The following is a 23666-nucleotide window of genomic DNA, read 5'->3' on the forward strand; positions in this document are numbered from 1 at the left end:
TGAACTATTCAACTACCTTGGGCACCAGGAAGAAGTGACCTTCGGTCGCGGGCGCGTTGGCAACGATATCGCCGGCGATCTCGCCGTCATTGACCACATCCTGCCGCTTCTTCATCTGCATCGGGGTGACCGAGGTCATGGGCTCCACGCCCTCGACATCGACCTCCGAGAGCTGCTCGACAAAGGCGAGCATGGCGTTGAGCTCGCCCTGCAGATGCGGAACCTCGCCCTCGGAAACCGCAATGCGCGCCAGATGGGCGATGCGGCGGACGGTAGCGGCGTCGACGGACATTATATAAGGCCTCTCACGGCAAAACCTATGTGCCGTATAGCAGAGGCCGCTTTTGCGCCGCAACCGGCGGCGGACCTATCCGGCGAGAGCTTTCATGCGAGCCAGGGCCGATTCGGCGAGATCGCGGGTCAATTCGGCTGCCGGGACCTCGCGACCCAAGGCGATCGCCTGCCCGGCCCAGAGATTTGTGAAATCCACCCTGCCCTGCTTTTCGGCAGCCGCCTTCAGCGGTCCCAGCGCCGTTGCGGCATGGGGAAATGGCGGCGCGTCCGGCGAAATCGGGCCGGCCTCGCGCATCAGCCGGTTCTGGACGCCGCGCGCCGGCCGCCCGGTCATGACATTGGTGATGACGGTGGAATCATCCCGCCCCTCGGCGAGCGCCGCGCGTGCCGCCGCACTGACCTTGGATTCCGGACAGCGCAGATAGGCACTCCCGATCTGCACGCCGGCCGCGCCGAGCGCGAAGGCGGCTGCGATGCCGCGGCCGTCCGCAATGCCGCCGGCCGCAATCACCGGGACCTTCACCGCGTCGACCACCTGCGGCACCAGCGCAAAGGTGCCGGGCTGTTCCGAGATCTTGTCAGTCAGGAACATGCCGCGATGGCCGCCGGCCTCCGCACCTTGTGCGATCACCGCATCAGCGCCGTGCTGCTCGAGCCAGACCGCTTCCGTCACCGTCGTCGCCGAGGAGATGACGAGACATCCTGCTGCCTTGACCCGCTTGAGCAGCGCGGCCTCCGGCAGGCCGAAATGGAAGCTGACGATCTCCGGCTTCAGCTCCTCCACGACCTGACAGAAGCCGGCGTCGAACGGCGCGCGGTTCGCGGCATTGATGGGTGCGGCGGGATCGAGGCCATGCTCATTGTAGTAGCCCGCGAGGCGCTGCTTCCAGCGCGCCTCCGCCTCGGCCGTGAGCTCGACCGGTGTGTGGCAGAAGAAATTCATGTTCACCGGCGCGGAGACGCGCTGCCGGATGATGTTGACCTGCTCACGCGCCTTGTCCGGCGACAGCATCGCGCTCGGCAGCGAGCCGAGCCCCCCGCCTTGCGCAACGGCGATCACCAGCTCCGCGTCCATCACGCCAGCCATCGGCGCCAGCACGATCGGGAATTCGGTCTTGAAGAGATCGATCAATCGACGGTTCGGCCACATTGTTGTTCTCTCGCAGTTTAGGCGGACACGCTGGAATTACGCCGGCCGGCTAGCAGTTGCTCGGCCTCGGTCGCGATACGTTCGATGATTTCAGCCGCCGGTGGAATATCATGGATCAGGCCGACCGCCTCGCCCGCGATCACCGCGGCGATGTCGAAATTCCCGGCGGCCTTCGCAGCCGCATAGGCGGGCCCGACTGCGGCGACATTCTGCATCAGTTCGACCTCGCGGCCGATCCAGCGTCTGGCGTGATCGTTGACTAGGCACCGGCCGGTAAACGGCGCGGGCCAGACATTGTTGCGGGAGAGATCGAAAATGATGCCCCGCACCGTTGCGCCACTATCTGCCGCGCAGATGCGCCGCTTGGCCTCTTCCGCGCCATCGGCCTCCTGGCTCGCGTAGAAGCGCGTGCCGAGCAGCACGCCGCTTGCACCGAGCATCATCATGGCCGCAAGTCCCCGCCCATCGGCAATACCGCCGGCCGCTAGCACCGGCACTCGACCCGCGGCAAGATCGACGATTGCCGGGACCAGATCGATCGTGGTGCGCGAGGCGCCGTGACCGCCGGCCTCCGTCCCCTGTGCGATCAGGACATCGGCGCCCGCATCGAGCGCTTGGCGCGCCATCGTCTCGTCCTGCACCTGGCAGATCAGGCGGGCACCGGCGGATTTGATGCAGGCCGCAAAGGGTGCGGGATCGCCGAACGACAACATGATCGCGGATGGGTTTGCGGCGAGTGCGATGTCGAGAAGTTCGGGCCGCGTGGCGAGGCTCCAAGTTATGAAGCCGATCCCGAACGGCGCTTTCATGCCGGCGAGCTTGGCAATCTCCTGCTCCAGCCAAATCCTCTCGCCGTAGCCGCCGCCCAGGATGCCGAAGCCCCCGGCACGGCTCACCGCCGCCACGAGGCGGCTGCCTGCTACGACGTCCATCGGCGCCAGCAGGATCGGATGCTCAATCTCCAATAGCGTGGTCAGCGGCGTCGCGATCGGCATGGCTCCTCCCTGGTCTGGACAGCGAGACTAGGCGCGAATACCATTCTCTAAAATTGAATTCTTGCGAACGCTGCCATCTCGAAAGAGAAACGATATTATGGAACTCAGCGACATCCAGACCTTCGCCGCCGTCGCCCGGACCGGGGGCATCACCCGCGCGGCCGAAGAGCTCAACACGGTGCAGTCGAACGTGACCCAGCGCGTGAAGGCGCTGGAAGCCGAGATCGGCACGCCGCTGTTCGAACGGCATAGCCGCGGCATGACCCTGACCGGCGCGGGCAAGCGCCTTTTGCCCTACGCGCAACGGATGTCCGCACTGGCGCGCGAGGCCGTGCTCGCGGCCTGTGACGACGGCGAGCCCAAGGGACCCCTCGCGATCGGCTCGATGGAAACGACCGCAGCGGTGCGGCTGCCGCCATTGCTCGCGGACTTTCATCACCGCTTTCCCGCCGTCCGGCTGAGCCTGCGCACCGCGCCCACTGCCGACCTCGTCGCTTGCGTGCTCGAAGGCACGCTCGACGGCGCCTTTGTCGCAGGTCCGATCGCGCATGCCGATCTCATTGCGACAAGCGCGTTCCGCGAAGAGCTGGTGCTGGTCAGCGCGCGGCGCTGGGCCACGCTCACCGAGCTGCGCGCCGGCACGCCGGAATCCGGTCCGACGGCGCTGGCGTTCCGCACCGGCTGCACCTACCGGCAGCGGTTGGAACAGATCTTTGTCGAGTTCGGCTGGCCGTCAGCCGCGCGCTTCGAGCTCGGCACGCTCGACGGCATGATCGGCTGTGTCGCCGCCGACATGGGCGTGACGCTGCTGCCGCGCGCCGTGGTCGAACGCAGCGCGATCAACGGCAGCGTGTCGATCCACGCGCTGAGCCATTCGCACGCGCAGGTCGAGACGCTCTTCATCCAGCGTCGTGCCGGACATCAAACCAGCGCGCTGAGCGGGTTTGCCGCCTGCCTGAAGCAAGACGACGAAGTCATCGCAGCCTGAGATGCCAGCGCGTTCCACGACGCGAAATTCACTGTCACAAATCTGTCGTACTTGATTCAACCGACGCTGCGCGCGGCGAGTGCTGCGTTCAGCCGCCGCAGCATGGCACCGCGAAAAGTTTTGAAGCCCGCGGCTTTTCTACGTTAGGATGAGCGACTGGCCAGCGCGAAATCATAACGAAGCCAAACATCGGCAAAAACATCGGGAGGACTATCGATGCGCAATACGCTCGTGTTGTGCTGTGTCGCCGCGTTGTCTGCGACGATCGAATCAGCAAGCGCTCAAGACTGGACCAAATCGAAATGGGGGCCGAACGACGAGATCGGCGCCGCCAACTACATGACCCCCGAGCTCGTGCTGAAGGCCGCATCTCTGGTGAAGACCGGGAAGACCTACGCGCTCGGCATTCCCGTTACACCACAAACGCCCGCCTATCCGCCGCGCGCATTCAAGCTCACCATCGTGCAACCCGGACAGGCCGGCATCCCGGGTTTGGGCCCGAACAAGGCCACCTACAATGACGACATCCTCGACACCTGGGTCGGCATCGGTAGCCAGATCGACGGACTCGGCCATCTCGGCGTCGAGCACGTCTACTACAACGGCAACAAGCTCGCCGACTTCGCCGATCCGAACGGATTGAAGAAGCTCGGCATCGAGAAGGTGCCGCCGATCGTGACCCGCGGCGTGCTGCTCGACATGGCCGCCTATTACAACACCGATATCGTGAAGGAAGGCACCGCCTTCAACGTCAAGGAGATCGATGAGGTCGCGAAGAAGCAGGGGGTCGAGATCCGCCAGGGCGACGTCGTCATCTTCCACACCGGCTGGCTCAGCCTGATCGGCAAGGACGACAAGCGCTATTCGGCCGGCGAGCCCGGCCTCGGCGTCGAAGGCGCAAAATACCTGACCAGTAAGGGCGTCGTCGCGATCGGTGCCGACACCTGGGCGCTCGAGGTGCTGCCGTTCGAGTCCAAGAACGTGTTCGAGGTGCACCAGATCCTGCTCGCGATGAACGGGACCTACATCCTGGAGAACATGGATACGGCCGCGCTTGCCAAGGACAAGGGATACGAATTCCTGTTCGTGCTGGGCCAGCCGCGCTGGACCGGCGGCGTGCAGGCCATGATCAACCCGATCGCGATCCGTTGATCCGATGCCCGGGCGAGGACCCTGCCGTCCGCAGACGCCCTCGCCCGGCCTTTCTCTCCGGCCTGAGATGCCATCGCCGCAGCGCCACAACGGCCCAGATCGCCTCGACGACGCCGAACGGCCAGGCGCCTTGCAGGAAGCCGTAAGCCGAACCGAGCACGCAGGACATTGCGAACATCAGTACGAACCAGTGGCTGCGGTCCTCCAGGGCATAAGTGACCAGCATCGCCGTCGCGGCGAATAACCCGAATAATGTCAGCGCATCCATGTTCCGGGTTCACTCCGTAGCGCGACGCGTGATATGCGCTAACACCATGCCGGCTCTTATCCTGCCTCTCGTCGATGCCGCAACCCACTGGCCCGAACGCGGCGGGTTGGTCGGCCTTGATCTCGGTACCAAGACCATCGGCGTTGCCGTGTCCAATCCGGACCGCCGGTTGGCGACCGGAGTAGAGACGATCCATCGCAAGGCGTTCAAGCAGGATGCCGCTCGGCTGCTCGCGATTGCCAGTGAACGCAAGGCCGTCGGCTTCGTGCTCGGCCTGCCCATCAACATGGACGGCAGCGAGGGCCCGCGCGCGCAATCCACCCGGGCCTTTGCCCGCAACCTCGCCGGCCTGACCGCGCTGCCGATCGGCCTCTGGGACGAGCGCCTGTCGACCGCCGCGGTCGAGCGCGAACTGATCGGCATGGACGTCAGCCGCGCCAAGCGCGCCGAAGTGATCGACGAGCACGCCGCGATCTTCATCCTGCAAGGCGCGCTCGACCGCCTCGCCAATCTGCGCGCAGCCCCGGGGCCTGACTGATCCATGGCCGTCGTGATCGCGGCGCTCCTCCCCGTCTTTATCCTGATCGTGCTCGGCGTGGTGCTGAAGCGCACCCTGATGCGGCTCGACACGCAATGGAACGGGCTGGAGCGGCTGACCTATTTCGTGCTGTTTCCGATGCTGCTGATCCAGACGCTGGTGAAGGCCGACCTGTCCAAGGTGCCGGTGGCCGGCGTCGGCGGCGCGCTGCTGCTGTCGGCGCTGGCGATGTCGCTGCTCTGCCTCGCGCTCCGCCCCGCCCTGTCGCGGCTCGATATCGACGGCCCCGCCTTCACCTCGATCTTCCAGGGCGCGATCCGCTGGCAGACCTATGTGGCGCTGTCCGTCTCCGCCAACATGTTCGGCGAGGTCGGGCTGGCGCTCGCCTCGGTCGCGATGGTGGCGATCATTCCGCTGGTCAACGTCCTCAGCGTCGCGGTGCTCGCGCACTACGCAGCGCCGGAGAAGCAATCCGCGCGCGCGATTGTCATGACGGTCGTCCGCAATCCCCTGATCTGGGCCTGCGCGATCGGCCTCGTCATCAATGTCATCCACCTGCCGCTGCCGAAGATCTGGCATGAGGTGGCGGACGCACTCGGCCGCTCCTCGCTCGCCATCGGCCTGCTCGTCACCGGCGCCGGCCTGCATCTTGAAGGCCTGCTCCGCCCCAGTACGGGGGCAGCTATCGGCGTGGTGTTCAAGCTGGTGCTGATGCCCGTGGTCGCGCTGGTGCTCGCCGTCTGGTTCGGACTGTCCGGCGACAGCCTCGCCATCGTCGCGATCTGCGCCGCGGTGCCGACCTCGACCAGCGCCTATGTGCTGGCCCGCCAGATGGGCGGCGATGCCCCACTACTGGCGCAGATCATCACGCTGCAGACGATTTTGGCGGCGATCACCATGCCGATCGCGATCGCGCTGGTGGCCTAACTCCCCAACCACATCGTCAGCACCACCGCCGTCAGATTGTTCAGCGCATGCAGCACGATCGTGAGCCACAGTGAGTTGCTGCGATAGCGCATGTAGCCGAACCACAGGCCGATGGAGAAGACCTCGGCGAGGAAGTACAGGTCGTATTGCAGGTGCACGACCGTCCACACCAGCGACGAGAGGATGATCGCGCCGGGGACGCGCAGGAAGCTCGCCGACCAGCCGCGGTAGAGAAAGCCGCGCGCCAAAACCTCTTCGGACATGGGCGCCGCCACGCTGAAGGCGAACAGCAGCATCACGGCAGCGCCCTTGTCGCGGCCGGATTTCAACAGATCGGTCATGAAGCCCGGCGTCGCTTCGCGGCCGAGACTCCGCGACATCGTCTCCCAGGCCACCACGATCAGGATCAGCCCGACGGCGCCGAACAGGAGTTGCTTCCAGGACGGCCAATACAACGCGAGATAGTCGACGAAGGAGGCCTTCTTGATGCGGATCGCCAGCCACACGGCGGCCAGCGTCGCCGGCAGGCCCATCGTGACCGACAACGCGAGCGACGCCGGCTCGCCGCCGACGTGCTGCATCGATGCGAGGTCGATGGGGTCGCGGGCAACCCAGACCAGATAGACGATGGCCCCGATCTGCCCGACGAACATGGCTGCGAAGATAGCGATGCCCCACAGCGCCGTACCCCAGAATTTCCAGACTCGCGGCGGCGCCGGCGTCTCGGTGAGCGGAGGATGATCGGGATTGAGGGAGTCCATTAAAGCGCTTTCGTTTGAGAGGCTCACGGCAGCGCCCGCTCCAGCAGCGCGCGTACATCGCCACTCTCGAGATCGACCGCGCCGTACATGCTGGCGTGATTGGCGGCGAGGCTTGTGGTGGCGAACAGCTCGGCTTGGCGCGGCGACACGCCGTTGAGCGCGGCCGAGGCCGCAAGCAGCGCCAGCTTCTCGACCGCAAGGCGCGCGACGCGTTCGCCGTCCGCGCGCCGGAAGGTCTTGCCGATGAACGAGACCGCCTCGCCTGCTCCTGGCAAACCTTTGGTCTCGGTGGCAAGCGATTCCAGTACCGCCATCGCCGCCTCCGCCTCGCGCGAGAGCGCGCGCAGCACGTCGAGGCACATGACGTTGCCCGAACCTTCCCAGATCGCGTTGACCGGCGCCTCCCGGTAGTGCCGCGCCAGAATGCCGTCCTCGACATAGCCGTTGCCGCCGAGGCATTCCATGGCCTCGTAGAGGAACGGCGGCGCGCTCTTGCAGGTCCAGTATTTGATCGCAGGCGTCAGCAGCCGCATGTAGGCGGCCTCCGCCGGATCGTGCGGCGTCCGATCGAAGGCGCGGCAGAGCCGCATCACCAAGGCTGTGCTTGCTTCGACGTGCAAGGCCATGTCGGAGAGCACGGCCTGCATCAAGGGCTGATCGGCCAGATGTTTCTGGAACACGCTGCGGTGCCGGGCGTGATGCAGCGCGTGGGCGAGCCCCGAGCGCATCAGGCCGACCGAGGCGATCGCGCAATCCTGCCGCGTGAGTTGCACCATCTGGATGATGGTGCGGATGCCCTTCCCCTCTTCGCCGACAGCTTCCGCATAGGCACCGACGAACTCGACCTCGGACGACGCATTGGAGCGGTTGCCGAGCTTGTCCTTCAGCCGCTGGAACTGGATCGCGTTCACCGCCCCATCCGGCGCGAAGCGCGGCATGAAGAAACAGGTCAGTCCCTGGTCCGCCTGGGCCAGTACAAGGAAGGCGTCGCACATCGGCGCCGACATGAACCATTTGTGGCCGGTGATGCGGTAGGCGCCTCCGTCGCGCACCGCGCGCGTCATGTTGGCGCGCACGTCGGTGCCGCCCTGCTTCTCGGTCATGCCCATGCCGAGGGTCATGCCGCGCTTCTGCCACCACCGCGCGAAGGTGGGATCGTAGCTTTTCGTCGACAGCACCGGCATCACCTTGGCGAGCAGATCAGGCTGCATCGCGAGCGCCGCCACGGAGGCGCGTGTCATCGTGATCGGGCAGAGATGGCCGGTCTCGACCTGCGCGGCCATGTAGAATTTTGCCGCGCGGACGACCTCTGCGGCATCGCCCGCGGGTCTTCCATCCGCGGTCCACGTCGAATTGTGCACGCCGGCACGGACGCTGTGGGCCATCAGTTCATGATAGGCCGGATGAAATTCGACCTGGTCGCGCCGATTGCCCTTGGCATCGAAGCTGCGCAGCTTCGGCGTGTTCTCGTTCGCGACGCGCCCCCGATCGGCCATCGCAGCCGAGCCCCAATGCTTACCGAACTCCGAGAGCTCCCGTTCGGCCGCCGCACCGCCATTGCTCCTGACCGCCGCGACCAGCGGCTGGTCCGCGGCGAACAGATCGACGTCCTCGAACGGCGGTGACTGGTTGAAGACCTCGTGGGTCGCGAAGCTGGGCTGGGTCATCTCATGTCCTCGGCGCGGAATCAGTTCCGCCGCGGCTGGATCGGGAAATCATAGGCCGCCCCTCCCGCCCCCGGCAGTGAAAAGTGCCACCACTCCTTCGCATAGTTCACAAAGCCTTGCCTCGCCATCGCAGCCACCAGCCGCTTGCGCCAGGTGCGCTGGTCCGGACTGATTGATGGTGAGGCGGTGTGTCCTTTCACGTCGGTGCAGTCATAGCCGGTGCCCATGTCGACGCTGCCCTCCGGCAATCGCCCCTCGACCGGCGCCGTGCAATCGGCGTAGGCCTTTGACGGGTCGTATTTGCCAGAATTGTCGGCCTTGAGATCGACCAGAGTGAGATCGAGCGCCGCGCCCGTCGAATGCTGCGAGCGGCTTGCGATGTAGCCGAGGCGGAACAGCTCGGTCTTGGGAATTTTCGGATTGTAGCGCCGCTCGGCGGCGGTCTCGTGGCCGTTCTGCGACCACTTGACCATGTCGAGCGAGGCCCGCGCCGGCCGGTAGCAGTCGAACATCTTCAGCGAGAGATTTTGCGTCGCCAGTTCCTGCTGGACCGCCTTCAGCCGCAACCCAACCTCCCGCTTCACCACGCATTCGCCCGCGCCGTAGCCGGCGAGCGGACGGCCGACGAAATTGTTCGAGGTGGCGTAGCGGATGTCCTGGATGATGCTGGGGTCGATGTCGTGCAAATAGACGAAACCGCCGGGAAGCGATTGGGCGTGGGCAGTGCTGATCGTCATTAGCGCCAGGAGCGCTGCCAGAATTAACTTCACGAAATACATCCCAGTCGTCATGGCCGGGCTTGTCCCGGCCATCCGCGCCTTTTTACAACAAATACTCGCGAAGAACGTGGATGCCCGGCACAAGGCCGGGCATGACGGAGAAGACGGGGACAGCTCACGCCAGCGACAAGACCGACAGATCGGGGGATAACTCCCCGCCCGGGCTTTGGCCCTTGCCCCCCCGGCCATCCCCGCCTATAGCTCTCGCTTTAATGACATCGAAATCGACCTTCGTCCTCGGCCACCGGCATTTGCTGGGCATCGAGGGCCTTTCCGCGGCCGACATCACCGGCCTCCTCGACCTGTCCGAAGAATATGTCGAGCTCAACCGCCAGGTTGACAAGAAGCGCACCGTCCTGCGTGGACGGACGCAGGTGAACCTCTTCTTCGAGGCTTCCACCCGAACCCAATCCTCGTTCGAGCTCGCCGGCAAACGATTGGGCGCCGACGTCATGAACATGTCGGTGTCCTCCTCGTCCATCAAAAAAGGCGAGACGCTGGTTGACACGGCCATGACGCTCAACGCCATGCACCCGGATATCCTGGTGGTGCGCCATCACGCCTCCGGCGCGGTGGAACTGCTGGCCCGCAAGGTCGACGGTTCCGTGATCAATGCCGGCGACGGCGCACATGAACATCCGACCCAGGCCCTGCTCGACGCGCTCACCATCCGCCGCAACAAGGGCCGGCTCGAGGGCCTTGTCGTCGCGATCTGCGGCGACGTGCTGCATTCGCGCGTCGCCCGCTCCAACATCATCCTGCTCAACGCGATGGGCGCCCGCGTCCGCGTCGTCGGCCCCTCCACGCTGCTGCCGCCCGGCATCGAGCGGATGGGCGTCGAGGTTGCGCGCGACATGCGCGAGGGGCTCAACGGCGCCGACATCGTCATGATGTTGCGGCTCCAGCGCGAGCGCATGAACGGCTCCTTCGTGCCGTCCACCTCCGAGTATTTCCATTATTTCGGGCTGGACCAGAAGAAGCTCGCCTACGCCAAGCCAGACGCCCTCGTCATGCATCCCGGCCCCATGAACCGCGGCGTCGAGATCGACACTGCGGTCGCTGACGGCGCGCAATCCCTGATCCGCGAACAGGTGGAAATGGGCGTGGCCGTGCGCATGGCGGTGCTGGAAGCGCTCGCCCGCAACCTGCCGAACGCGTGATGCTCATGTTGACCGACCGCCGACCCATCCTGCTTGCCAATGCCCGCGTCGTCGACCCCTCCCGGGATTTCGATGGCCCCGGCGATGTCCTGATTGCCGACGGCATCATCCGGGAGACCCGCCGCGGCATTGGCGCTGCCGGCGTCCCCGAGGGCACCGACGTCGTCAACTGCGCCGGCAAGATCGTCGCACCCGGGCTGATCGACATGCGTGCCTTCGTCGGCGAGCCCGGCTTCAGCCATCGCGAGACCTTTGCCTCCGCGAGCCAGGCGGCTGCGACCGGCGGCATCACCACCATCATCTGCCAGCCTGATACCTTGCCGGTGATCGACAACTCGGCGACCGTCGACTTCGTGATGCGGCGCGCCCGCGACACCGCAATCGTCAACATTCAGCCGATGGCGGCGCTGACCAAGGGCATGCGCGGCGAGGAGATGACCGAGTTCGGCCTGCTCAAGGCGGCCGGCGCGATCGCCTTCAGCGACTGCGACAAAAGCGTGGTCAATGCGCAGGTGATGCGCCGCGCCCTGACCTACGCGCGCGATTTCGACGCGCTGATCGTGCACTACACCGAGGATCGCGATCTCGTCGGCGAAGGCGTGATGAACGAGGGCGAATTCGCCTCGCGGCTCGGCCTGATGGGCATCCCGAACGCGGCGGAGGCCGTGATGCTGGAGCGCGACATGCGCCTGGTCGCGCTGACCGGCGGCCGCTATCACGCGGCGTCGCTGACCTGCATCGAGTCGCTCGAAATCCTCCGGCGCGCCCGCGACGCCGGCCTGGCCGTGACCGCCTCGGCCTCGATCAACCACCTTGCGCTGAACGAGAACGACATCGGCCCTTACCGTTCGTTCCTGAAGCTGTCGCCGCCGCTGCGCACCGAGGACGACCGCCGCGCGCTGGTCGCCGCCGTCGCCTCCGGCCTCGTCGACGTCATCATGTCCGACCACAATCCGCAGGACGTCGAGGTCAAGCGCCTGCCTTTCGCGGAAGCAGCCCCCGGCGCCATCGGGCTGGAGACCATGCTCCCGGCGGGCCTTCGCCTCGTGCACAACGACGAGCTGGATCTCAAGACGCTGATCCGGGCGATGTCGACGCGGCCGGCCGAGATTTTGGGATTGCCTGGCGGAACCCTGCGCACGGGCAGCCCCGCCGACGTCATCGTGATCGACCCCGATGTTCCCTGGGTGGTCGATCCCGCCGACCTCAAATCGCCCTGCAAGAACACCCCGTTCGACGAGGCCCGCTTTACAGGCCGCGTGGTGCGCACCATTGTCGGCGGACGGACGGTATACGAGCATGTCTGACGTGCGGAGCTGCTGCCAGGGAATTTGCAGACAGGGAATTTGCAGACATGGCGCTTGAATTGTTCCTGCCGGTGGCTTTTGTCATCGGATACCTGCTCGGCTCGATTCCGTTCGGGCTGATCCTGACGAAACTCGGCGGCACGCAGGACATCCGCTCGATCGGCTCCGGCAGCATCGGCGCCACCAACGTGCTGCGCACGGGGCGCAAGGGCCTTGCCGCCGCGACCCTGCTGTTCGACGCGCTCAAGGGCACCGTGGCGGTCGTGATCGCGGGCTACATCGCCGGTCCCAATGCCGCGATGCTAGCCGGGCTTGGCGCCTTCCTCGGCCATCTCTTCCCGGTCTGGCTCAAATTCAAAGGCGGCAAGGGTGTCGCCGTCTATATCGGCATCATGCTCGGGCTGTTCTGGCCAGCGGCGGTAGTGTTCTGCCTGCTCTGGTTGGCGACCGCGTTCACCGCCCGCTATTCCTCGCTCTCGGCCCTGGTGGCCTCGTTCATCACCCCGCTGTTCCTGCTGTGGTTCGGGCAGCCCGCACTCGCGGCGCTGGCGGCGGTGCTGACGCTGCTGCTGTTCTATGCTCATCGCGAGAACATCAAGCGGCTGCAATCGGGCAAGGAAAGCCGGATCGGCGAGAAGGCATAAGCCGGGAATCCACGGATACCGCGGCACCCCTTCTGCATTATATCGCAAATGGTGTTCGCAACTTGCAGCCGAATCACGGCTGTATGGACGAACGGGTTCCAGGCCTTGGCCCTGATCATGGGCATGGCTCTACGCGGTTGCTCAGAATGAGCGAGAAGATTGTCAGCGCGCATGTTGAAGATGGCTTGCAGGGCACTGCGGCAAGCCGGCTGCTCTCGACGACGGACATCTGGTCTAGTGCGCCCTCGCCGGTTCCTGCTCCCAAGCCTGTGCCCGTTTCGCCACCAACGCCGCAGCCTGCTCGCATCGCGCAAGCTCCTCTGACAATTGAGCCCGTGATCGCTGCGGCACCAATTGCACCCGCGCGGCCCCGCGCCAACCCATGGCCTCCGCAAAAATTGTCGCTGGCGCTTCAGGGCGGCGGCACCTTCGCCGCTTTCACGTGGGGCGTGCTGGAGCGGCTGCTCGAAGAGCCATCGATCGCGATCGACACCATCAGCGGCGCCAGCGCCGGCGCCATCAACGCGCTGCTGCTCGCTTCCGGTTTCGCCGAGGGTGGCCGTGAAGGTGCGCGCGCGCGGCTGAACCGGTTCTGGATCCGGCTGATGCATGAAGCCTCGTTCCGATCGCTGATGCTGATCGGCGGCTTCTCGCCGGCAGGAAGCTCGGTCGCATTCGGTCCGACGCTGCGCTCCGGCCAGTTCGATCCGTTCGATCTCGATCCGCTGCGGCAGGCGCTGTCCCGCGACATCAACTTTTCCGCATTGCGCGACCCGCGCTGCCCGAAGCTTCTGATCGCAGCAACCCGGATCCGCGACGGCCAGCAGCAGATCTTCTGCAACGACGTGATCACCGCAGACGTCGCGCTGGCCTCGACCTGTCCGCCGCTGGTTCATTGCGCGGTGGAGATCGACGGCGAGGCTTATTGGGACGGCGGCCTCGGCGGCAATCCGCCCCTGCTGCGGCTCGTGCGGGATACGACGAGCACCGAGATCCTGCTCGTCCAGGTCACGCCGGCGCGCGACAGCTACGTGCCGATCACGCTCGCCGCGATCGACCGCAGGCTGGACCAGATCGCGGCCAACGCCGCCCTCAATGCCGAGATCGCGGCGATGGAATGGGCGCAATCGCAGGCCGCATCGGCGCTGCGGCTCTCCAGGATCGCAGCGGAAGATTTCGTCGACGGCCTGGCGCAGCGCTCGTCCACCGATCTCGGGCGCGGTTTCATTCGCGCGCTGCACCGCAGCGGCCGCGAAGCCGCCGGGCGCTGGCTCAAGCAAGATACCGATCACAGTGCAGCGCCGGCCGCACCCGGCCAGCGCATCGTCGCCCGCGAACCTGCGCTAGCCTGATTTCGCCAGCGCCTGCTCCAGGAACCACGCCGTCGCCAGCGCATGCGCGTCGTTACCGAAGCGCGCGATCACCTGCACACCGATCGGCAGGCCATTGGCCTTGAGCACCGGCACGTTGACGCAAGGGTTACCCATCAGCGTCCAGAGCCGGTTGTAGCGGGGGTCGCCGGTGCTCGCTAGCTCCTTGGCCGGCGGCGTGCCCGGCGCCGAATAGGTCAGCAGCACGTCGAACCCCTCGAACAACTCGCCAAGCTCGCGACGGCCACGGCGGCTGATCCGGCGTGCGTCGTCGTAGTCCTTGGGTGTGAGACCGACCGTCGCATCGAGACTGGCGCGCAGCATCGGCGCGATCTCGTCGTGGCGTTCGGAAAATTCCCAGGCGAGCGCGCGATGCGCCTCGAAGTCCTGAATGATCGGATGGATGCGCCAGGCCTCCTGCACCGCTTCCGGCAGATCGATGGTCTGCACGCTGGCGCCGGCCCGCGTCGCCGCCCTGATCGCGGCTTGCAGCCCCTCTTCGGCGGCCGGCTCCACGGCGCCGGCAAACTCCTGCCTGATAACGCCGATGCGCGGCGCCTTCGCCGGGACGATGCCGGCGAATTCGGTGCGGCCGGTCATCGCCAGCAGCCCGCGCGCGAGATCTTCCGCGCGCGCGCCGAACAGGCCGACCGTGTCGAGCGCCCACGAATAGCATTTGACGCCGACCGTCGGCAGCATCCGGAAGGACGGCTTGATCGCGGCGGTCCCGCAATAGGCCGCGGGCCGGATCACCGAGCCGCCGGTCTGGGTGCCCAGCGCCAGCGGGATCATGCCGGCGCCGACGGCCGCGGCCGAGCCCGAGGACGAGCCGCCCGGCGTATGGCCGAGATTGTGCGGATTGAGCGTCGGGGTCGGATCGCGTGAGGCGAACGCCGTGGTCGTGGTCTTGCCGATGATGGTGGCGCCCGCCCGCTTCAACATCATCACGACAGGCGCGTCCGCGCGCGGCTGCCAGCCGCGATAGATCTCCGAGCCCATCTCGGTCGGCATATTGGCGGTGTCGATGATGTCCTTGATCCCGACCGCGATGCCGCGCAGCGGCCCGGAGGCTTGTGGCTTCGCGGATTTGTCGTGACGGACGAAGGCGCGCACGTCCTTCTCCCGCGCCTCGATCGCCGCATGCGACTGGGCGATGGCGTCCTCAGGCGAAAGCTCGCCCGCTTCGATGCGGCGCTGGAGGTGGGCAAGTGAGATCATGGCAATACCCTTCTTATTGGTATCGCTTTTAGCATCGCGCCGAAGCTGTGCAAGCGCACGTCGCTGTTGCCCACGCCCTCAGGTTGTTCCATGCTGTGCCTGCAAGGAGCTGCCGTGGACGCCATCAATCCCAGCGTAGAGCTGACCGAGGCCGACAGGATCGACCGCCTGCGGCTGATCCGGTCCGACAATGTCGGGCCGCGCACGTTCCGGTCGCTGGTCGATCATTTCGGCACGGCGCGCGCGGCGCTGGAGCGGCTGCCGGATCTCGCACGCCGCGGCGGTGCGCAGCGATCGGCGCGCATCTGTGGCGCCGACGAGGCGAAAGCCGAGCTCGCCGCGAGCCGCAAGTTCGGTATCGCCTGGCTCGCGCCCGGCGAGGACGGCTATCCGGCGCGGCTGGCGACGCTCGACGATGCGCCGCCGTTGCTCGCCGTGCGCGGCGACAGTGCAACGCTGATGCGGCCGATGATCGCGATCGTCGGCTCGCGCAATGCCTCCGGTGCAGGCTTGAAATTCGCCGGTCAGCTCGCCCGCGAGCTTGGCGAAGCCGGCTTTGTCGTCATCTCCGGGCTCGCGCGCGGCGTCGACCAGGCCGCGCACCGCGCCAGCGTCGAGAGCGGCACCATCGCCGTGCTCGCCGGCGGCCATGACTGCATCTATCCGCCGGAGCATGGCGATCTGCTGGCCTCGATCCTCGATCGCAAGGGTGCTGCGATCTCCGAGATGCCGCTCGGCCACGAGCCGCGCGCCCGCGACTTCCCTCGCCGCAACCGGCTGATCTCGGGCGCCGCGCTTGGCGTGGTCGTGGTGGAGGCGGCGCATCGCTCGGGCTCGCTGATCACCGCGCGCATGGCCGCCGAACAGGGCCGCGAAGTGTTCGCGGTGCCGGGCTCGCCGCTCGATCCGCGCGCCGCCGGCACCAATGATCTGATCAAGCAGGGCGCGACGCTGGTCACCGAAGCCGCCGACGTCGTCAACGCGGTCGCACCGATCATGGAGCGGCCGCTGATGCGTACCGCGCGCGAGCCCGACAGCGAGCCGTTCGAAAGCGATCCGCAAGGATACGACCGCGATCAGATCACCGGCCTGCTCGGCCCCGCCCCTGTCACGATCGACGATCTCGTGCGGATGTCCGGCGCCTCGCCGGCCATCGTGCGCACCGTGCTCTTGGAGCTCGAACTCGCCGGCCGGCTCGAACGCCACGGCGGTGGCTTGGTCTCGCTGCTTTAAGGGGTGTTCCGCTCGTCGAAGCGCGTGCGCGCGGAGGCGATCTGCTCCTGATGCGTGATCGCCCATTCGCCGAGTGCCTTCACCGGCTGTTGCAGTCCGCGGCCGAGATCGGTCAGCTCGTAATCCACGCGCGGCGGAATGGTCGGGAAGATCGTGCGTGTGACCAGGCCGTCACGTTCGAGCCCGCGCAGCGTCAGGGTCAGCATCCGCTGCGAAATGCCGTTGATCATGCGCTTGAGCTCGTTGAAGCGCTTCGGCCCATCGCTCAGCATCATGATGACGAACACGCTCCATTTGTCGCCGACGCGCGCGAGGATCGAGGCGACGCCGCGGCAGTCCGCATGGTTGGGATCCGGCCTTGGTGAGGCGGGCAAATCGATGTGCGCAGGTTTCAGGGATGTGCCCATGGCTCAAAAAGGTGCGTTCTTGCGGGGATTTCGATAGTCACTCATGTAGCTCTGGTTACAAACTTATACCAGGGTGATCCCGAATGAAACTTCTCCACATCGACTCCAGCGTGCTCGGCCCCCACTCCGTTTCCCGGCAGGTCTCGGCCGCCATCGTCGACCGTCTCAGGCAGGCGACGCCATCGCTCGACATCGTCTATCGCGACCTGACACAGAGCCCGCTCGCCCACCTCTCCGGCTCGCATCTGGCGGCCGCGCAAGGCGCGCCTGCGCCGGCGGAACTCGGCCCCGACCTCACCGCCAGCAAGGCCGCGCTGGAGGAGTTCCTTGCCGCCGACATCGTCGTGATCGGCGCGCCCATGTACAATTTCACCATTCCGAGCCAGCTCAAGGCCTGGATCGACCGTGTCCTGGTGGCGGGGAAGACGTTCAGCTACGGGGCCAACGGCCCGCAGGGCCTTGCCGGCGGCAAGCGCGTGATCTTCGCGATCTCGCGCGGGGGCTATTACGGCGCGGGCACGCCCGCCGCGTCGCTGGAGCACCTCGAAAGCTATCTGCGTGGCGTATTCGGCTTCATGGGCATCGCTCATCCCGAATTCATCAGTGCCGACGGCATCCAGGTCGGGCCCGAGCATCGCGAGAAGTCCCTCGCAAGCGCGCTTCAGGCGGCGACCACGCTGCGCGCGGCCTGAGCGAACGGACCATCGTCAGCCGCCGCAACTCGTCGCGGCGGCTGATCGACCGGTGCGCGATCGGCGAAGCTAAAACCAGGCGCCCTGAATGCCGAGGATGACGGCGACGAGGGAAACGAACAGGCCGATGCCCGAGAAAAGAGCGACCCCGATGAACTCGGAGGTATCGGAACGCTTGGCGGGAACGGCGGAGTTTTCGGTGTAAATACGCGGTGCTGAAATCGGGGAAATAATACGAGCTGCCTTTGGCATATCGGGCTCCCTTGAAAATGAGTCTTCGTGACCCTGCCCGTAAAAGTGTCTTGGCAGCGCAAGCGAAGGTTCAACGTCTCACGCAAGGTTCAGAAAATACAGCTCGCGAGACGTGGGAACCGGTCGGCGCAACCGCTTGCTGCTGTGCCGACCGATTCACTTTCACTTCAATTGATCAGCCGCGATAGATCGGCGCGCCGCTCGGCGAGGCCACCGCGCCGCCGTCGACGAAGATTTCCTGGCCCTGCACATGCGCGGAATCGTCGGAGGCGAGGAACAGCACCGTCTTTGCAACGTGATCTGTTTCACCAATGCGGCCCAGCGGCGTCGTCAGCGCGATCCGCTTCTCGAACTCCTTCTCGGCTTCGGGCGTCGCGGTCGCAGGTCCCCAGATCGGCGTGCGGATCGCACCGGGCGCGACTACGTTGACGCGAATCCCGCGCGGCGACAGCTCCGAGGCCATGGTTCGCGCCATCGATCGCACGCCGGCCTTCGCGGCGCCGTAGGCCGAGTAGCCGGGAATGCCGAGCACGGAGATTACCGAGCCGTTGAGGATGATCGAAGCGTTGTCGTTGAGATAAGGCAGCGCCGACTGCACGGTGAAGAACACGCCGGTCAGATTGGTGCTGATGACTCTCTGAAAATCCTCCAGCGTGGTCGAACCGAGCGGCGTGCCGCCGGCGATGCCGGCGTTGGCGAACACGACGTCGAACTTGCCGAACTTTTCGGCGCCCTTCTTGATCGCAGCTTCGGTCGCGGCAATGTCGGTGGCGTCGGCGGCCAGCGCGAGCGCGTTCGGCCCGAGCTCCTTCGCGGCCGCCTCGAGCGTCTCCTTGTTGCGTCCGGTGATCACCACTCTGGCGCCCTCGGCCACGAACAGCTTTGCCGTCGCCAGTCCGATGCCGCTATTGCCGCCGGTGATCAGGGCCGTCTTGTTCTTCAGTCTCACGTTCGCCTCCAGTGGTTGCATCATAAAACTATGATTGCCATCTAGGGCATTTGGTTTTATGATGCAACCACACAAGCACGTGAACGGCGACGGGACCGTGCGATCGCGAAAGGACGAGACCGTGGTGAAAAGGACGAGCTTCGAGGGCGACGCGTGTCCGATCGCGCGATCGCTGGAAGCGATCGGCGACCGGTGGTCGGTGCTGATCATCCGCGAGGCGCTGTTCGGCCTGCGCCGCTTCGGCGAGTTTCAGAACAAGCTAGGCATGGCCAAGAACATCTTGTCGACCCGGCTGCGCGCGCTGGTCGACCACGGCATTCTGGCGACCGCCCCCGCCTCCGACGGCAGCCCTTACGAGGAATATGTGCTGACGCCGAAGGGCCGCGGAGTCTTCCCGGTGTTGGTAGCGCTGCGCCAATGGAGCGAGGAATTCGACGATCGCCCGTCGGAGATCGCGACCATCCTAGTCGATCGCGAGAAAGGCCGCCCGGTGAAGAAGCTGGAGCTGCGCGCAGAGGACGGGCGATTGCTGAAGCAAGCCGATACCACGCTGAAGCCGCGCCCTGCGCCGCGACGGCGATCGATGGCATAGCGGCGCTCTATCTCTCCAACGTCGTCCTGGCGAAAGCCAGGACCCATTACCCCAAGGAGGAGTTTGGCGAAGGCTCGTCACCCGGAATTCGCACCGCGCTCAGGTCGATAGACCTTGCGGTATGGGTCCTGGCTTTCGCCAGGACGACACCGGAGGGAGAGCGAGTGTGGCGCGGCAGGACTTGTACAAGACATCGCCAGCGTGAAGGATGGCGAGGTCCACCAAAGTGGCGCCACCATGCCCCTGCTCGCCATTGTCTATTTTTCCACCTCCGGCACCACCGAGAAGCTGGCGCATGCGGTTGGGCGCGGAGCGGATGGCAAGGCGCAGGTCACGCTCTGTCGCATCGCCGGCGACGACATCCTGTCAGGCCGCTTCCAGAATGAGAGCTTACTGGAGACGATCGACCGCGCCGACGCAATTGCGTTTGGCAGCCCGACCTATATGGGCGGACCAGCCGCTCAATTCAAAGCGTTTGCCGATGCTTCAAGTGATCGATGGAGCCGGCAACAATGGGCCAACAAGATCGCAGCCGGATTCACCACGGGCGCCTGCGCAAGCGGCCATCAACTCCACACACTGTCCTACTTTTCCATTCTGGCCGCGCAGCACGGTATGCTCTGGTGCGGGCTGGATATTCCCGGTGGGGAGGATCCGAGCGGCCGCAATCGTTTAGGCAGCCAGCTTGGCTTGGCAACACACTTGATTGACGGCTCGTTGCCGCAGGGCGACCTCGCCACGGCCGAATATCTCGGTCAGCGATTGGCCAAAATGGCAAACCGCAACGGCTAACGACGCCGTCATTGCGAACGGAGCGACTTGTCCGCAGAAGCCCCGGCGAAGGCGGAAACAATCCAGAATCTTACCGCGGAAAGACTCTGGATTGCTTCGCTGCGCTCGCAATGACGATTGTTGAAGCGGCGCGCCCCAACCTCTCACCGTCCCCCTGAGGTGCTCGCCTCTTCGGCGAGCCTCGAAGGGCGACGGCCCGGCTGCATCAGCGAGGCCGCTCATCCTTCGAGGCTCGGCTTGCGATGCATTCGCATCTCAAGCCTCACACCTCAGGATGACGGGTTAGCGACCACACCCCTCACGACAGCTTGCGCTTGCTCCGCAGCCGCAGATGCTCGTCGGCCTCGAGCTTGGTCATTCCCAGGAGATAGTGCAGCACGTCGAGCTTGTGCCGCTCGGCGAGCTTGCGCAGCGCTCCGACCTGCTCGGCGATGAAGGCGACCGCCTCCTCGACGCCGCCCTCCCCCGGTTCCTCGTGACGCGAGCCTCCAGCCGCGCGCGATGCGGCGCCCGCCCGTTTCTTTCCTGGCTTAGTCACCAGCCCCCACCCGAATCCATCGCCCCGCAGAAACATTACGCCGACATCGGCCGCAACTCAAAGGTGGTATTTTGCAACTTTCTCGATATGAAACTTTTCCCATCGGGATGGCTTTCAACACCCCTCGATTTGACAGCGAGGGCCTCACCACCCATGTTCGGGACGAAAGGGCCGACCCGAATCTCATCGAATTCGGCCCCAAATTTCCCCATAAGTTACTGGAACTACATGAATATCGTCATTGTGGAGTCGCCGGCGAAAGCCAAGACGATCAACAAGTATTTGGGCTCGTCCTACGAGGTTCTGGCCTCGTTTGGCCATGTCCGCGACTTGCCCGCGAAGAACGGCTCGGTCGATCCCGACGCCAATTTCAAGATGATCTGGGAGGTCGATCCCAAGGCGGCCGGCCGGCTCAACGACATCGCCAAGTCCCTCAAGAACGCCGATCGCCTGATTCTCGCCACCGACCCTGATCGCGAGGGCGAGGCCATCTCCTGGCACGTGCTGGAGGTCCTGAAAGAGAAGCGTGCGATCAAGGACCACAAGATCGAGCGCGTGGTGTTCAACGCCATCACCAAGCAGGCGGTCACGGACGCCATGAAGCATCCGCGCCAGATCGACGGTGCGCTGGTCGACGCCTATATGGCGCGGCGCGCGCTGGACTATCTGGTCGGCTTCACCCTCTCCCCCGTGCTGTGGCGCAAGCTGCCGGGCGCCCGCTCGGCAGGCCGCGTGCAGTCGGTGGCGCTGCGGCTGGTCTGCGACCGCGAGCTCGAGATCGAAAAGTTCGTCGCGCGCGAATACTGGTCGCTGATCGCGACGCTGCTGACGCCGCGCGGCGACGCCTTTGAGGCCCGTCTCGTCGGCGCTGACGGCAAGAAGATCCAGCGCCTCGACATCGGCACCGGCGCGGAAGCCGAAGACTTCAAGAAGGCGCTGGAAGCAGCCGCCTACGCCGTGACCGCGGTCGATGCCAAGCCGGCCCGGCGCAATCCGCAGGCGCCCTTCACGACCTCGACGCTGCAGCAGGAAGCCAGCCGCAAATACGGTTTTGCGCCGGCGCACACCATGCGCATCGCGCAGCGGCTCTATGAAGGCATCGACATCGGCGGCGAGACCACCGGACTCATTACTTATATGCGTACCGACGGCGTGCAGATCGATCCGTCCGCGATCACCCAGGCACGCAAGGTGATCGGCGAGGATTACGGCAACGCCTATGTGCCGGACGCACCGCGCCAGTACCAGGCCAAGGCCAAGAACGCCCAGGAAGCCCACGAAGCGATCCGGCCGACCGACATGTCGCGCCGCCCCGACAGCATGAGCCGCAAGCTCGAGTCCGACCAGGCGAGACTCTATGAACTGATCTGGAAGCGCACCATCGCGAGCCAGATGGAATCGGCCGAGCTGGAACGCACCACGGTCGACATCACGGCGAAGGTCGGCGGCCGCACGCTGGACCTGCGCGCCACCGGCCAGGTCGTCAAGTTCGACGGCTTCCTCGCACTTTATCAGGAAGGCCGCGACGACGAGGAGGACGAGGACTCCCGCCGCCTGCCCGCGATGAGCCCCAACGACGCGCTGAAGCGGCAGTCGCTCGCCGTCACCCAGCACTTCACCGAGCCGCCGCCACGCTTCTCCGAGGCCTCGCTGGTCAAGCGCATGGAAGAGCTCGGCATCGGCCGGCCCTCGACCTATGCCTCGATCCTCCAGGTCCTCAAGGACCGCGGCTACGTCAAGCTCGAGAAGAAGCGCCTGCACGGCGAGGACAAGGGCCGCGTCGTGGTCGCGTTCCTCGAAAGCTTCTTTGCCCGCTACGTCGAATATGATTTCACCGCCAATCTGGAAGAGCAGCTCGACCGCATCTCCAACAACGAGATCTCCTGGCAGCAGGTGCTGAAGGATTTCTGGACCGGCTTCATCGGCGCGGTCGACGAGATCAAGGATCTGCGCGTGGCGCAGGTGCTCGACGTGCTCGACGACATGCTGGGGCAGCACATCTATCCGCCCCGCACCGATGGCGGCGACATCAGGCAGTGTCCGAGCTGCGGCAACGGGCGGCTGAATCTCAAGGCCGGCAAGTTCGGCGCCTTCGTCGGCTGCTCGAACTATCCTGAATGCCGCTACACCCGTCAGCTCGCCGCCGACGGTGAGGCGACGGCCGATCGTTCGCTCGGCCAGGACCCTGATACGGGTCGCGATGTCTGGGTCAAGGCCGGCCGGTTCGGCCCCTACATCCAGCTCGGCGAACAGAAGGATTATGCGGAGGGCGAGAAGCCGAAGCGCGCAGGCATTCCGAAGGGGACGTCCCCTGGAGATGTCGAACTCGAGCTTGCGCTCAAGCTGCTGTCGCTGCCGCGCGAAATCGGCAAGCATCCGGAAACCGGTGAGCCGATCACCGCAGGTCTCGGCCGCTTCGGGCCGTTCGTGAAGCACGAGAAGACCTATGCCAGCCTGGAGGCCGGCGACGAAGTGTTCGACATCGGCATCAACCGCGCGGTGACGCTGATCGCGGAGAAGATCGCCAAGGGCCCGAGCCGCCGCTTCGGCGCCGATCCCGGCAGGGCGATCGGCGATCATCCGACCCTCGGCACCGTCACGGTGAAGGGCGGCCGCTACGGCGCCTACGTCACGGCCGGCGGCGTCAACGCGACGATCCCGAGCGACATCGAGAAAGACGCCATCACGCTGCCGCAGGCGATCGCGCTGATCGACGAGCGCGCGGCCAAGGGCGGCGGCAAGAAGCCGAAGAAGGCGGCTAAGCCGGCCAAGGCCAAGAAGGCTGCGGCGAAGGCCGCCGACGGCGATGACGCCGCGCCAAAAATCAAAAAGCCGGCCGCGAAGAAGGCGGCCAAACCCAAATCCGAATCCACCAGCAAGGCGCGCGCCGCCGTGTCGTCGACGGCCAAGACTTCGGCCATCAAGACTTCGCCGACCAAGGCAGCTGGCGCCAAAGCTCCGGCCAAGAAGAGTGCCGGCACCAAATAGAGGTT

At 65.6% G+C, this 23666-nt stretch carries 24 protein-coding genes and 1 pseudogene; 13 read left to right on the forward strand and 12 right to left on the reverse strand.

Features of this window, described 5'->3' with window-relative positions; all coding sequences use genetic code 11:
* Window positions 1–4: 4 nt before the first annotated feature.
* From gatC to AC0L3C_RS07120, 3 genes are all read right to left on the reverse strand, one after another.
* Window positions 5–292 carry an Asp-tRNA(Asn)/Glu-tRNA(Gln) amidotransferase subunit GatC gene (gene gatC / locus AC0L3C_RS07110; RefSeq protein ID WP_473407515.1) on the reverse strand — a complete coding sequence of 96 codons (288 nt, stop codon included), beginning with the start codon at window positions 290–292 and terminating at the stop codon, window positions 5–7.
* Between the two features lie 75 nt (window positions 293–367).
* Window positions 368–1444 carry an NAD(P)H-dependent flavin oxidoreductase gene (locus tag AC0L3C_RS07115; protein ID WP_473407516.1) on the reverse strand — a complete coding sequence of 359 codons (1077 nt, stop codon included), beginning with the start codon at window positions 1442–1444 and terminating at the stop codon, window positions 368–370.
* Window positions 1445–1461: 17 nt separating this feature from the next.
* The gene (locus tag AC0L3C_RS07120) at window positions 1462–2439 is read right to left on the reverse strand and encodes an NAD(P)H-dependent flavin oxidoreductase (protein WP_473407517.1); all 978 of its coding nucleotides are present in this window, start codon (window positions 2437–2439) and stop codon (window positions 1462–1464) included.
* A 97-nt stretch (window positions 2440–2536) separates the two neighbouring features.
* Between AC0L3C_RS07120 and AC0L3C_RS07125 the strand changes: the two genes are divergently transcribed.
* Window positions 2537–3427 carry a LysR family transcriptional regulator gene (locus AC0L3C_RS07125; RefSeq protein WP_473259590.1) on the forward strand — a complete coding sequence of 297 codons (891 nt, stop codon included), beginning with the start codon at window positions 2537–2539 and terminating at the stop codon, window positions 3425–3427.
* A 216-nt stretch (window positions 3428–3643) separates the two neighbouring features.
* Entirely contained in the window at window positions 3644–4579 is a 936-nt protein-coding gene (locus AC0L3C_RS07130) for a cyclase family protein (protein WP_473277920.1), read from the forward strand.
* Window positions 4580–4637: 58 nt separating this feature from the next.
* Here AC0L3C_RS07130 and AC0L3C_RS07135 read toward each other — a convergent pair.
* A pseudogene (locus AC0L3C_RS07135) lies at window positions 4638–4847 on the reverse strand (hypothetical protein); the annotation flags it as partial.
* Between the two features lie 46 nt (window positions 4848–4893).
* Here AC0L3C_RS07135 and ruvX point away from each other — a divergent pair.
* Both ruvX and AC0L3C_RS07145 read left to right on the forward strand, forming a co-directional pair.
* Window positions 4894–5385: a Holliday junction resolvase RuvX gene (ruvX, locus tag AC0L3C_RS07140; RefSeq protein ID WP_473407518.1), complete on the forward strand. Its 492-nt coding sequence runs from the start codon at window positions 4894–4896 to the stop codon at window positions 5383–5385.
* A 3-nt stretch (window positions 5386–5388) separates the two neighbouring features.
* Window positions 5389–6312, forward strand: a complete 924-nt coding sequence (locus AC0L3C_RS07145) for an AEC family transporter (RefSeq protein ID WP_473407519.1) — start codon at window positions 5389–5391, stop codon at window positions 6310–6312.
* On the opposite strand, the gene AC0L3C_RS07150 is transcribed toward AC0L3C_RS07145, so the two are convergent.
* Genes AC0L3C_RS07150 through AC0L3C_RS07160 form a run of 3 tightly spaced genes read right to left on the reverse strand, consistent with a single transcriptional unit; the run spans window position 6309 to window position 9519 of the window.
* The gene (locus tag AC0L3C_RS07150; protein WP_473277918.1) at window positions 6309–7073 is read right to left on the reverse strand and encodes a lysostaphin resistance A-like protein; all 765 of its coding nucleotides are present in this window, start codon (window positions 7071–7073) and stop codon (window positions 6309–6311) included. The genes AC0L3C_RS07145 and AC0L3C_RS07150 overlap by 4 nt on opposite strands.
* Before the next feature lie 23 nt (window positions 7074–7096).
* Window positions 7097–8740 carry an acyl-CoA dehydrogenase family protein gene (locus AC0L3C_RS07155; RefSeq protein ID WP_473407520.1) on the reverse strand — a complete coding sequence of 548 codons (1644 nt, stop codon included), beginning with the start codon at window positions 8738–8740 and terminating at the stop codon, window positions 7097–7099.
* Between the two features lie 20 nt (window positions 8741–8760).
* Window positions 8761–9519, reverse strand: coding sequence for a M15 family metallopeptidase (locus AC0L3C_RS07160; protein ID WP_473407558.1), 759 nt, complete (start codon window positions 9517–9519; stop codon window positions 8761–8763).
* A gap of 212 nt (window positions 9520–9731) precedes the next feature.
* On the opposite strand from AC0L3C_RS07160, the gene AC0L3C_RS07165 reads away from it, so the two are divergent.
* The 4 genes from AC0L3C_RS07165 to AC0L3C_RS07180 all read left to right on the forward strand — a co-directional run bounded on the left by AC0L3C_RS07165 (window position 9732) and on the right by AC0L3C_RS07180 (window position 13982).
* The gene (locus tag AC0L3C_RS07165) at window positions 9732–10679 is read left to right on the forward strand and encodes an aspartate carbamoyltransferase catalytic subunit (protein ID WP_007603315.1); all 948 of its coding nucleotides are present in this window, start codon (window positions 9732–9734) and stop codon (window positions 10677–10679) included.
* Between the two features lie 5 nt (window positions 10680–10684).
* The gene (locus AC0L3C_RS07170) at window positions 10685–11986 is read left to right on the forward strand and encodes a dihydroorotase (protein WP_473260091.1); all 1302 of its coding nucleotides are present in this window, start codon (window positions 10685–10687) and stop codon (window positions 11984–11986) included.
* A gap of 47 nt (window positions 11987–12033) precedes the next feature.
* Window positions 12034–12630, forward strand: a complete 597-nt coding sequence (plsY, locus tag AC0L3C_RS07175; RefSeq protein WP_027518383.1) for a glycerol-3-phosphate 1-O-acyltransferase PlsY — start codon at window positions 12034–12036, stop codon at window positions 12628–12630.
* Window positions 12631–12776: 146 nt separating this feature from the next.
* Complete coding sequence (locus tag AC0L3C_RS07180; RefSeq protein ID WP_473407521.1) at window positions 12777–13982, forward strand: patatin-like phospholipase family protein; 1206 nt, start codon at window positions 12777–12779, stop codon at window positions 13980–13982.
* On the opposite strand, the gene AC0L3C_RS07185 is transcribed toward AC0L3C_RS07180, so the two are convergent.
* Entirely contained in the window at window positions 13974–15218 is a 1245-nt protein-coding gene (locus AC0L3C_RS07185; protein ID WP_473407522.1) for an amidase, read from the reverse strand. The two genes, AC0L3C_RS07180 and AC0L3C_RS07185, sit on opposite strands and share 9 nt — an antisense overlap.
* 90 nt (window positions 15219–15308) lie before the next feature.
* Here AC0L3C_RS07185 and dprA point away from each other — a divergent pair, with 90 nt between their 5' ends.
* Window positions 15309–16451 carry a DNA-processing protein DprA gene (dprA, locus tag AC0L3C_RS07190; protein ID WP_473407523.1) on the forward strand — a complete coding sequence of 381 codons (1143 nt, stop codon included), beginning with the start codon at window positions 15309–15311 and terminating at the stop codon, window positions 16449–16451.
* Here the strand turns inward: dprA and AC0L3C_RS07195 are convergent.
* Window positions 16448–16858 (reverse strand): winged helix-turn-helix transcriptional regulator, encoded by a 411-nt coding sequence (locus AC0L3C_RS07195; protein WP_473277913.1) that lies wholly within the window; start codon window positions 16856–16858, stop codon window positions 16448–16450. The genes dprA and AC0L3C_RS07195 overlap by 4 nt on opposite strands.
* Window positions 16859–16941: 83 nt before the next feature.
* On the opposite strand from AC0L3C_RS07195, the gene AC0L3C_RS07200 reads away from it, so the two are divergent.
* Window positions 16942–17550: an FMN-dependent NADH-azoreductase gene (locus tag AC0L3C_RS07200; protein WP_473407524.1), complete on the forward strand. Its 609-nt coding sequence runs from the start codon at window positions 16942–16944 to the stop codon at window positions 17548–17550.
* Between the two features lie 69 nt (window positions 17551–17619).
* On the opposite strand, the gene AC0L3C_RS07205 is transcribed toward AC0L3C_RS07200, so the two are convergent.
* Window positions 17620–17802: a hypothetical protein gene (locus AC0L3C_RS07205; RefSeq protein WP_027518388.1), complete on the reverse strand. Its 183-nt coding sequence runs from the start codon at window positions 17800–17802 to the stop codon at window positions 17620–17622.
* Window positions 17803–17977: 175 nt separating this feature from the next.
* On the reverse strand, window positions 17978–18751 hold the full coding sequence (locus AC0L3C_RS07210) for an SDR family oxidoreductase (RefSeq protein ID WP_473407525.1): 774 nt from the start codon (window positions 18749–18751) through the stop codon (window positions 17978–17980).
* Window positions 18752–18872: 121 nt separating this feature from the next.
* Here AC0L3C_RS07210 and AC0L3C_RS07215 point away from each other — a divergent pair, with 121 nt between their 5' ends.
* Window positions 18873–19343: a winged helix-turn-helix transcriptional regulator gene (locus AC0L3C_RS07215; RefSeq protein WP_473260089.1), complete on the forward strand. Its 471-nt coding sequence runs from the start codon at window positions 18873–18875 to the stop codon at window positions 19341–19343.
* Window positions 19344–19544: 201 nt separating this feature from the next.
* A complete protein-coding gene (locus AC0L3C_RS07220; RefSeq protein WP_473407526.1) occupies window positions 19545–20135 on the forward strand; it encodes a flavodoxin family protein in 591 nt (196 codons plus the stop codon).
* Window positions 20136–20433: 298 nt separating this feature from the next.
* Here AC0L3C_RS07220 and AC0L3C_RS07225 read toward each other — a convergent pair whose 3' ends face one another.
* Window positions 20434–20673, reverse strand: a complete 240-nt coding sequence (locus AC0L3C_RS07225) for a hypothetical protein (protein WP_007603303.1) — start codon at window positions 20671–20673, stop codon at window positions 20434–20436.
* 228 nt (window positions 20674–20901) lie between these two features.
* On the opposite strand from AC0L3C_RS07225, the gene topA reads away from it, so the two are divergent.
* Complete coding sequence (gene topA / locus AC0L3C_RS07230; protein WP_473407527.1) at window positions 20902–23661, forward strand: type I DNA topoisomerase; 2760 nt, start codon at window positions 20902–20904, stop codon at window positions 23659–23661.
* Window positions 23662–23666 lie beyond the last annotated feature (5 nt).

It is taken from the genome of Bradyrhizobium sp. WSM4872 (assembly GCF_055811715.1).

Coding starts and splice junctions, on each gene's coding strand:
- gatC (WP_473407515.1), bottom strand. CDS start 292: ATGTCCGTCGACGCCGCTACCGTCCGCCGCATCGCCCATCTGGCGCGC.
- AC0L3C_RS07115 (WP_473407516.1), bottom strand. CDS start 1,444: ATGTGGCCGAACCGTCGATTGATCGATCTCTTCAAGACCGAATTCCCG.
- AC0L3C_RS07120 (WP_473407517.1), bottom strand. CDS start 2,439: ATGCCGATCGCGACGCCGCTGACCACGCTATTGGAGATTGAGCATCCG.
- AC0L3C_RS07125 (WP_473259590.1), top strand. CDS start 2,537: ATGGAACTCAGCGACATCCAGACCTTCGCCGCCGTCGCCCGGACCGGG.
- AC0L3C_RS07130 (WP_473277920.1), top strand. CDS start 3,644: ATGCGCAATACGCTCGTGTTGTGCTGTGTCGCCGCGTTGTCTGCGACG.
- ruvX (WP_473407518.1), top strand. CDS start 4,894: ATGCCGGCTCTTATCCTGCCTCTCGTCGATGCCGCAACCCACTGGCCC.
- AC0L3C_RS07145 (WP_473407519.1), top strand. CDS start 5,389: ATGGCCGTCGTGATCGCGGCGCTCCTCCCCGTCTTTATCCTGATCGTG.
- AC0L3C_RS07150 (WP_473277918.1), bottom strand. CDS start 7,073: ATGGACTCCCTCAATCCCGATCATCCTCCGCTCACCGAGACGCCGGCG.
- AC0L3C_RS07155 (WP_473407520.1), bottom strand. CDS start 8,740: ATGACCCAGCCCAGCTTCGCGACCCACGAGGTCTTCAACCAGTCACCG.
- AC0L3C_RS07160 (WP_473407558.1), bottom strand. CDS start 9,519: ATGTATTTCGTGAAGTTAATTCTGGCAGCGCTCCTGGCGCTAATGACG.
- AC0L3C_RS07165 (WP_007603315.1), top strand. CDS start 9,732: ATGACATCGAAATCGACCTTCGTCCTCGGCCACCGGCATTTGCTGGGC.
- AC0L3C_RS07170 (WP_473260091.1), top strand. CDS start 10,685: ATGTTGACCGACCGCCGACCCATCCTGCTTGCCAATGCCCGCGTCGTC.
- plsY (WP_027518383.1), top strand. CDS start 12,034: ATGGCGCTTGAATTGTTCCTGCCGGTGGCTTTTGTCATCGGATACCTG.
- AC0L3C_RS07180 (WP_473407521.1), top strand. CDS start 12,777: ATGAGCGAGAAGATTGTCAGCGCGCATGTTGAAGATGGCTTGCAGGGC.
- AC0L3C_RS07185 (WP_473407522.1), bottom strand. CDS start 15,218: ATGATCTCACTTGCCCACCTCCAGCGCCGCATCGAAGCGGGCGAGCTT.
- dprA (WP_473407523.1), top strand. CDS start 15,309: ATGCTGTGCCTGCAAGGAGCTGCCGTGGACGCCATCAATCCCAGCGTA.
- AC0L3C_RS07195 (WP_473277913.1), bottom strand. CDS start 16,858: ATGGGCACATCCCTGAAACCTGCGCACATCGATTTGCCCGCCTCACCA.
- AC0L3C_RS07200 (WP_473407524.1), top strand. CDS start 16,942: ATGAAACTTCTCCACATCGACTCCAGCGTGCTCGGCCCCCACTCCGTT.
- AC0L3C_RS07205 (WP_027518388.1), bottom strand. CDS start 17,802: ATGCCAAAGGCAGCTCGTATTATTTCCCCGATTTCAGCACCGCGTATT.
- topA (WP_473407527.1), top strand. CDS start 20,902: ATGAATATCGTCATTGTGGAGTCGCCGGCGAAAGCCAAGACGATCAAC.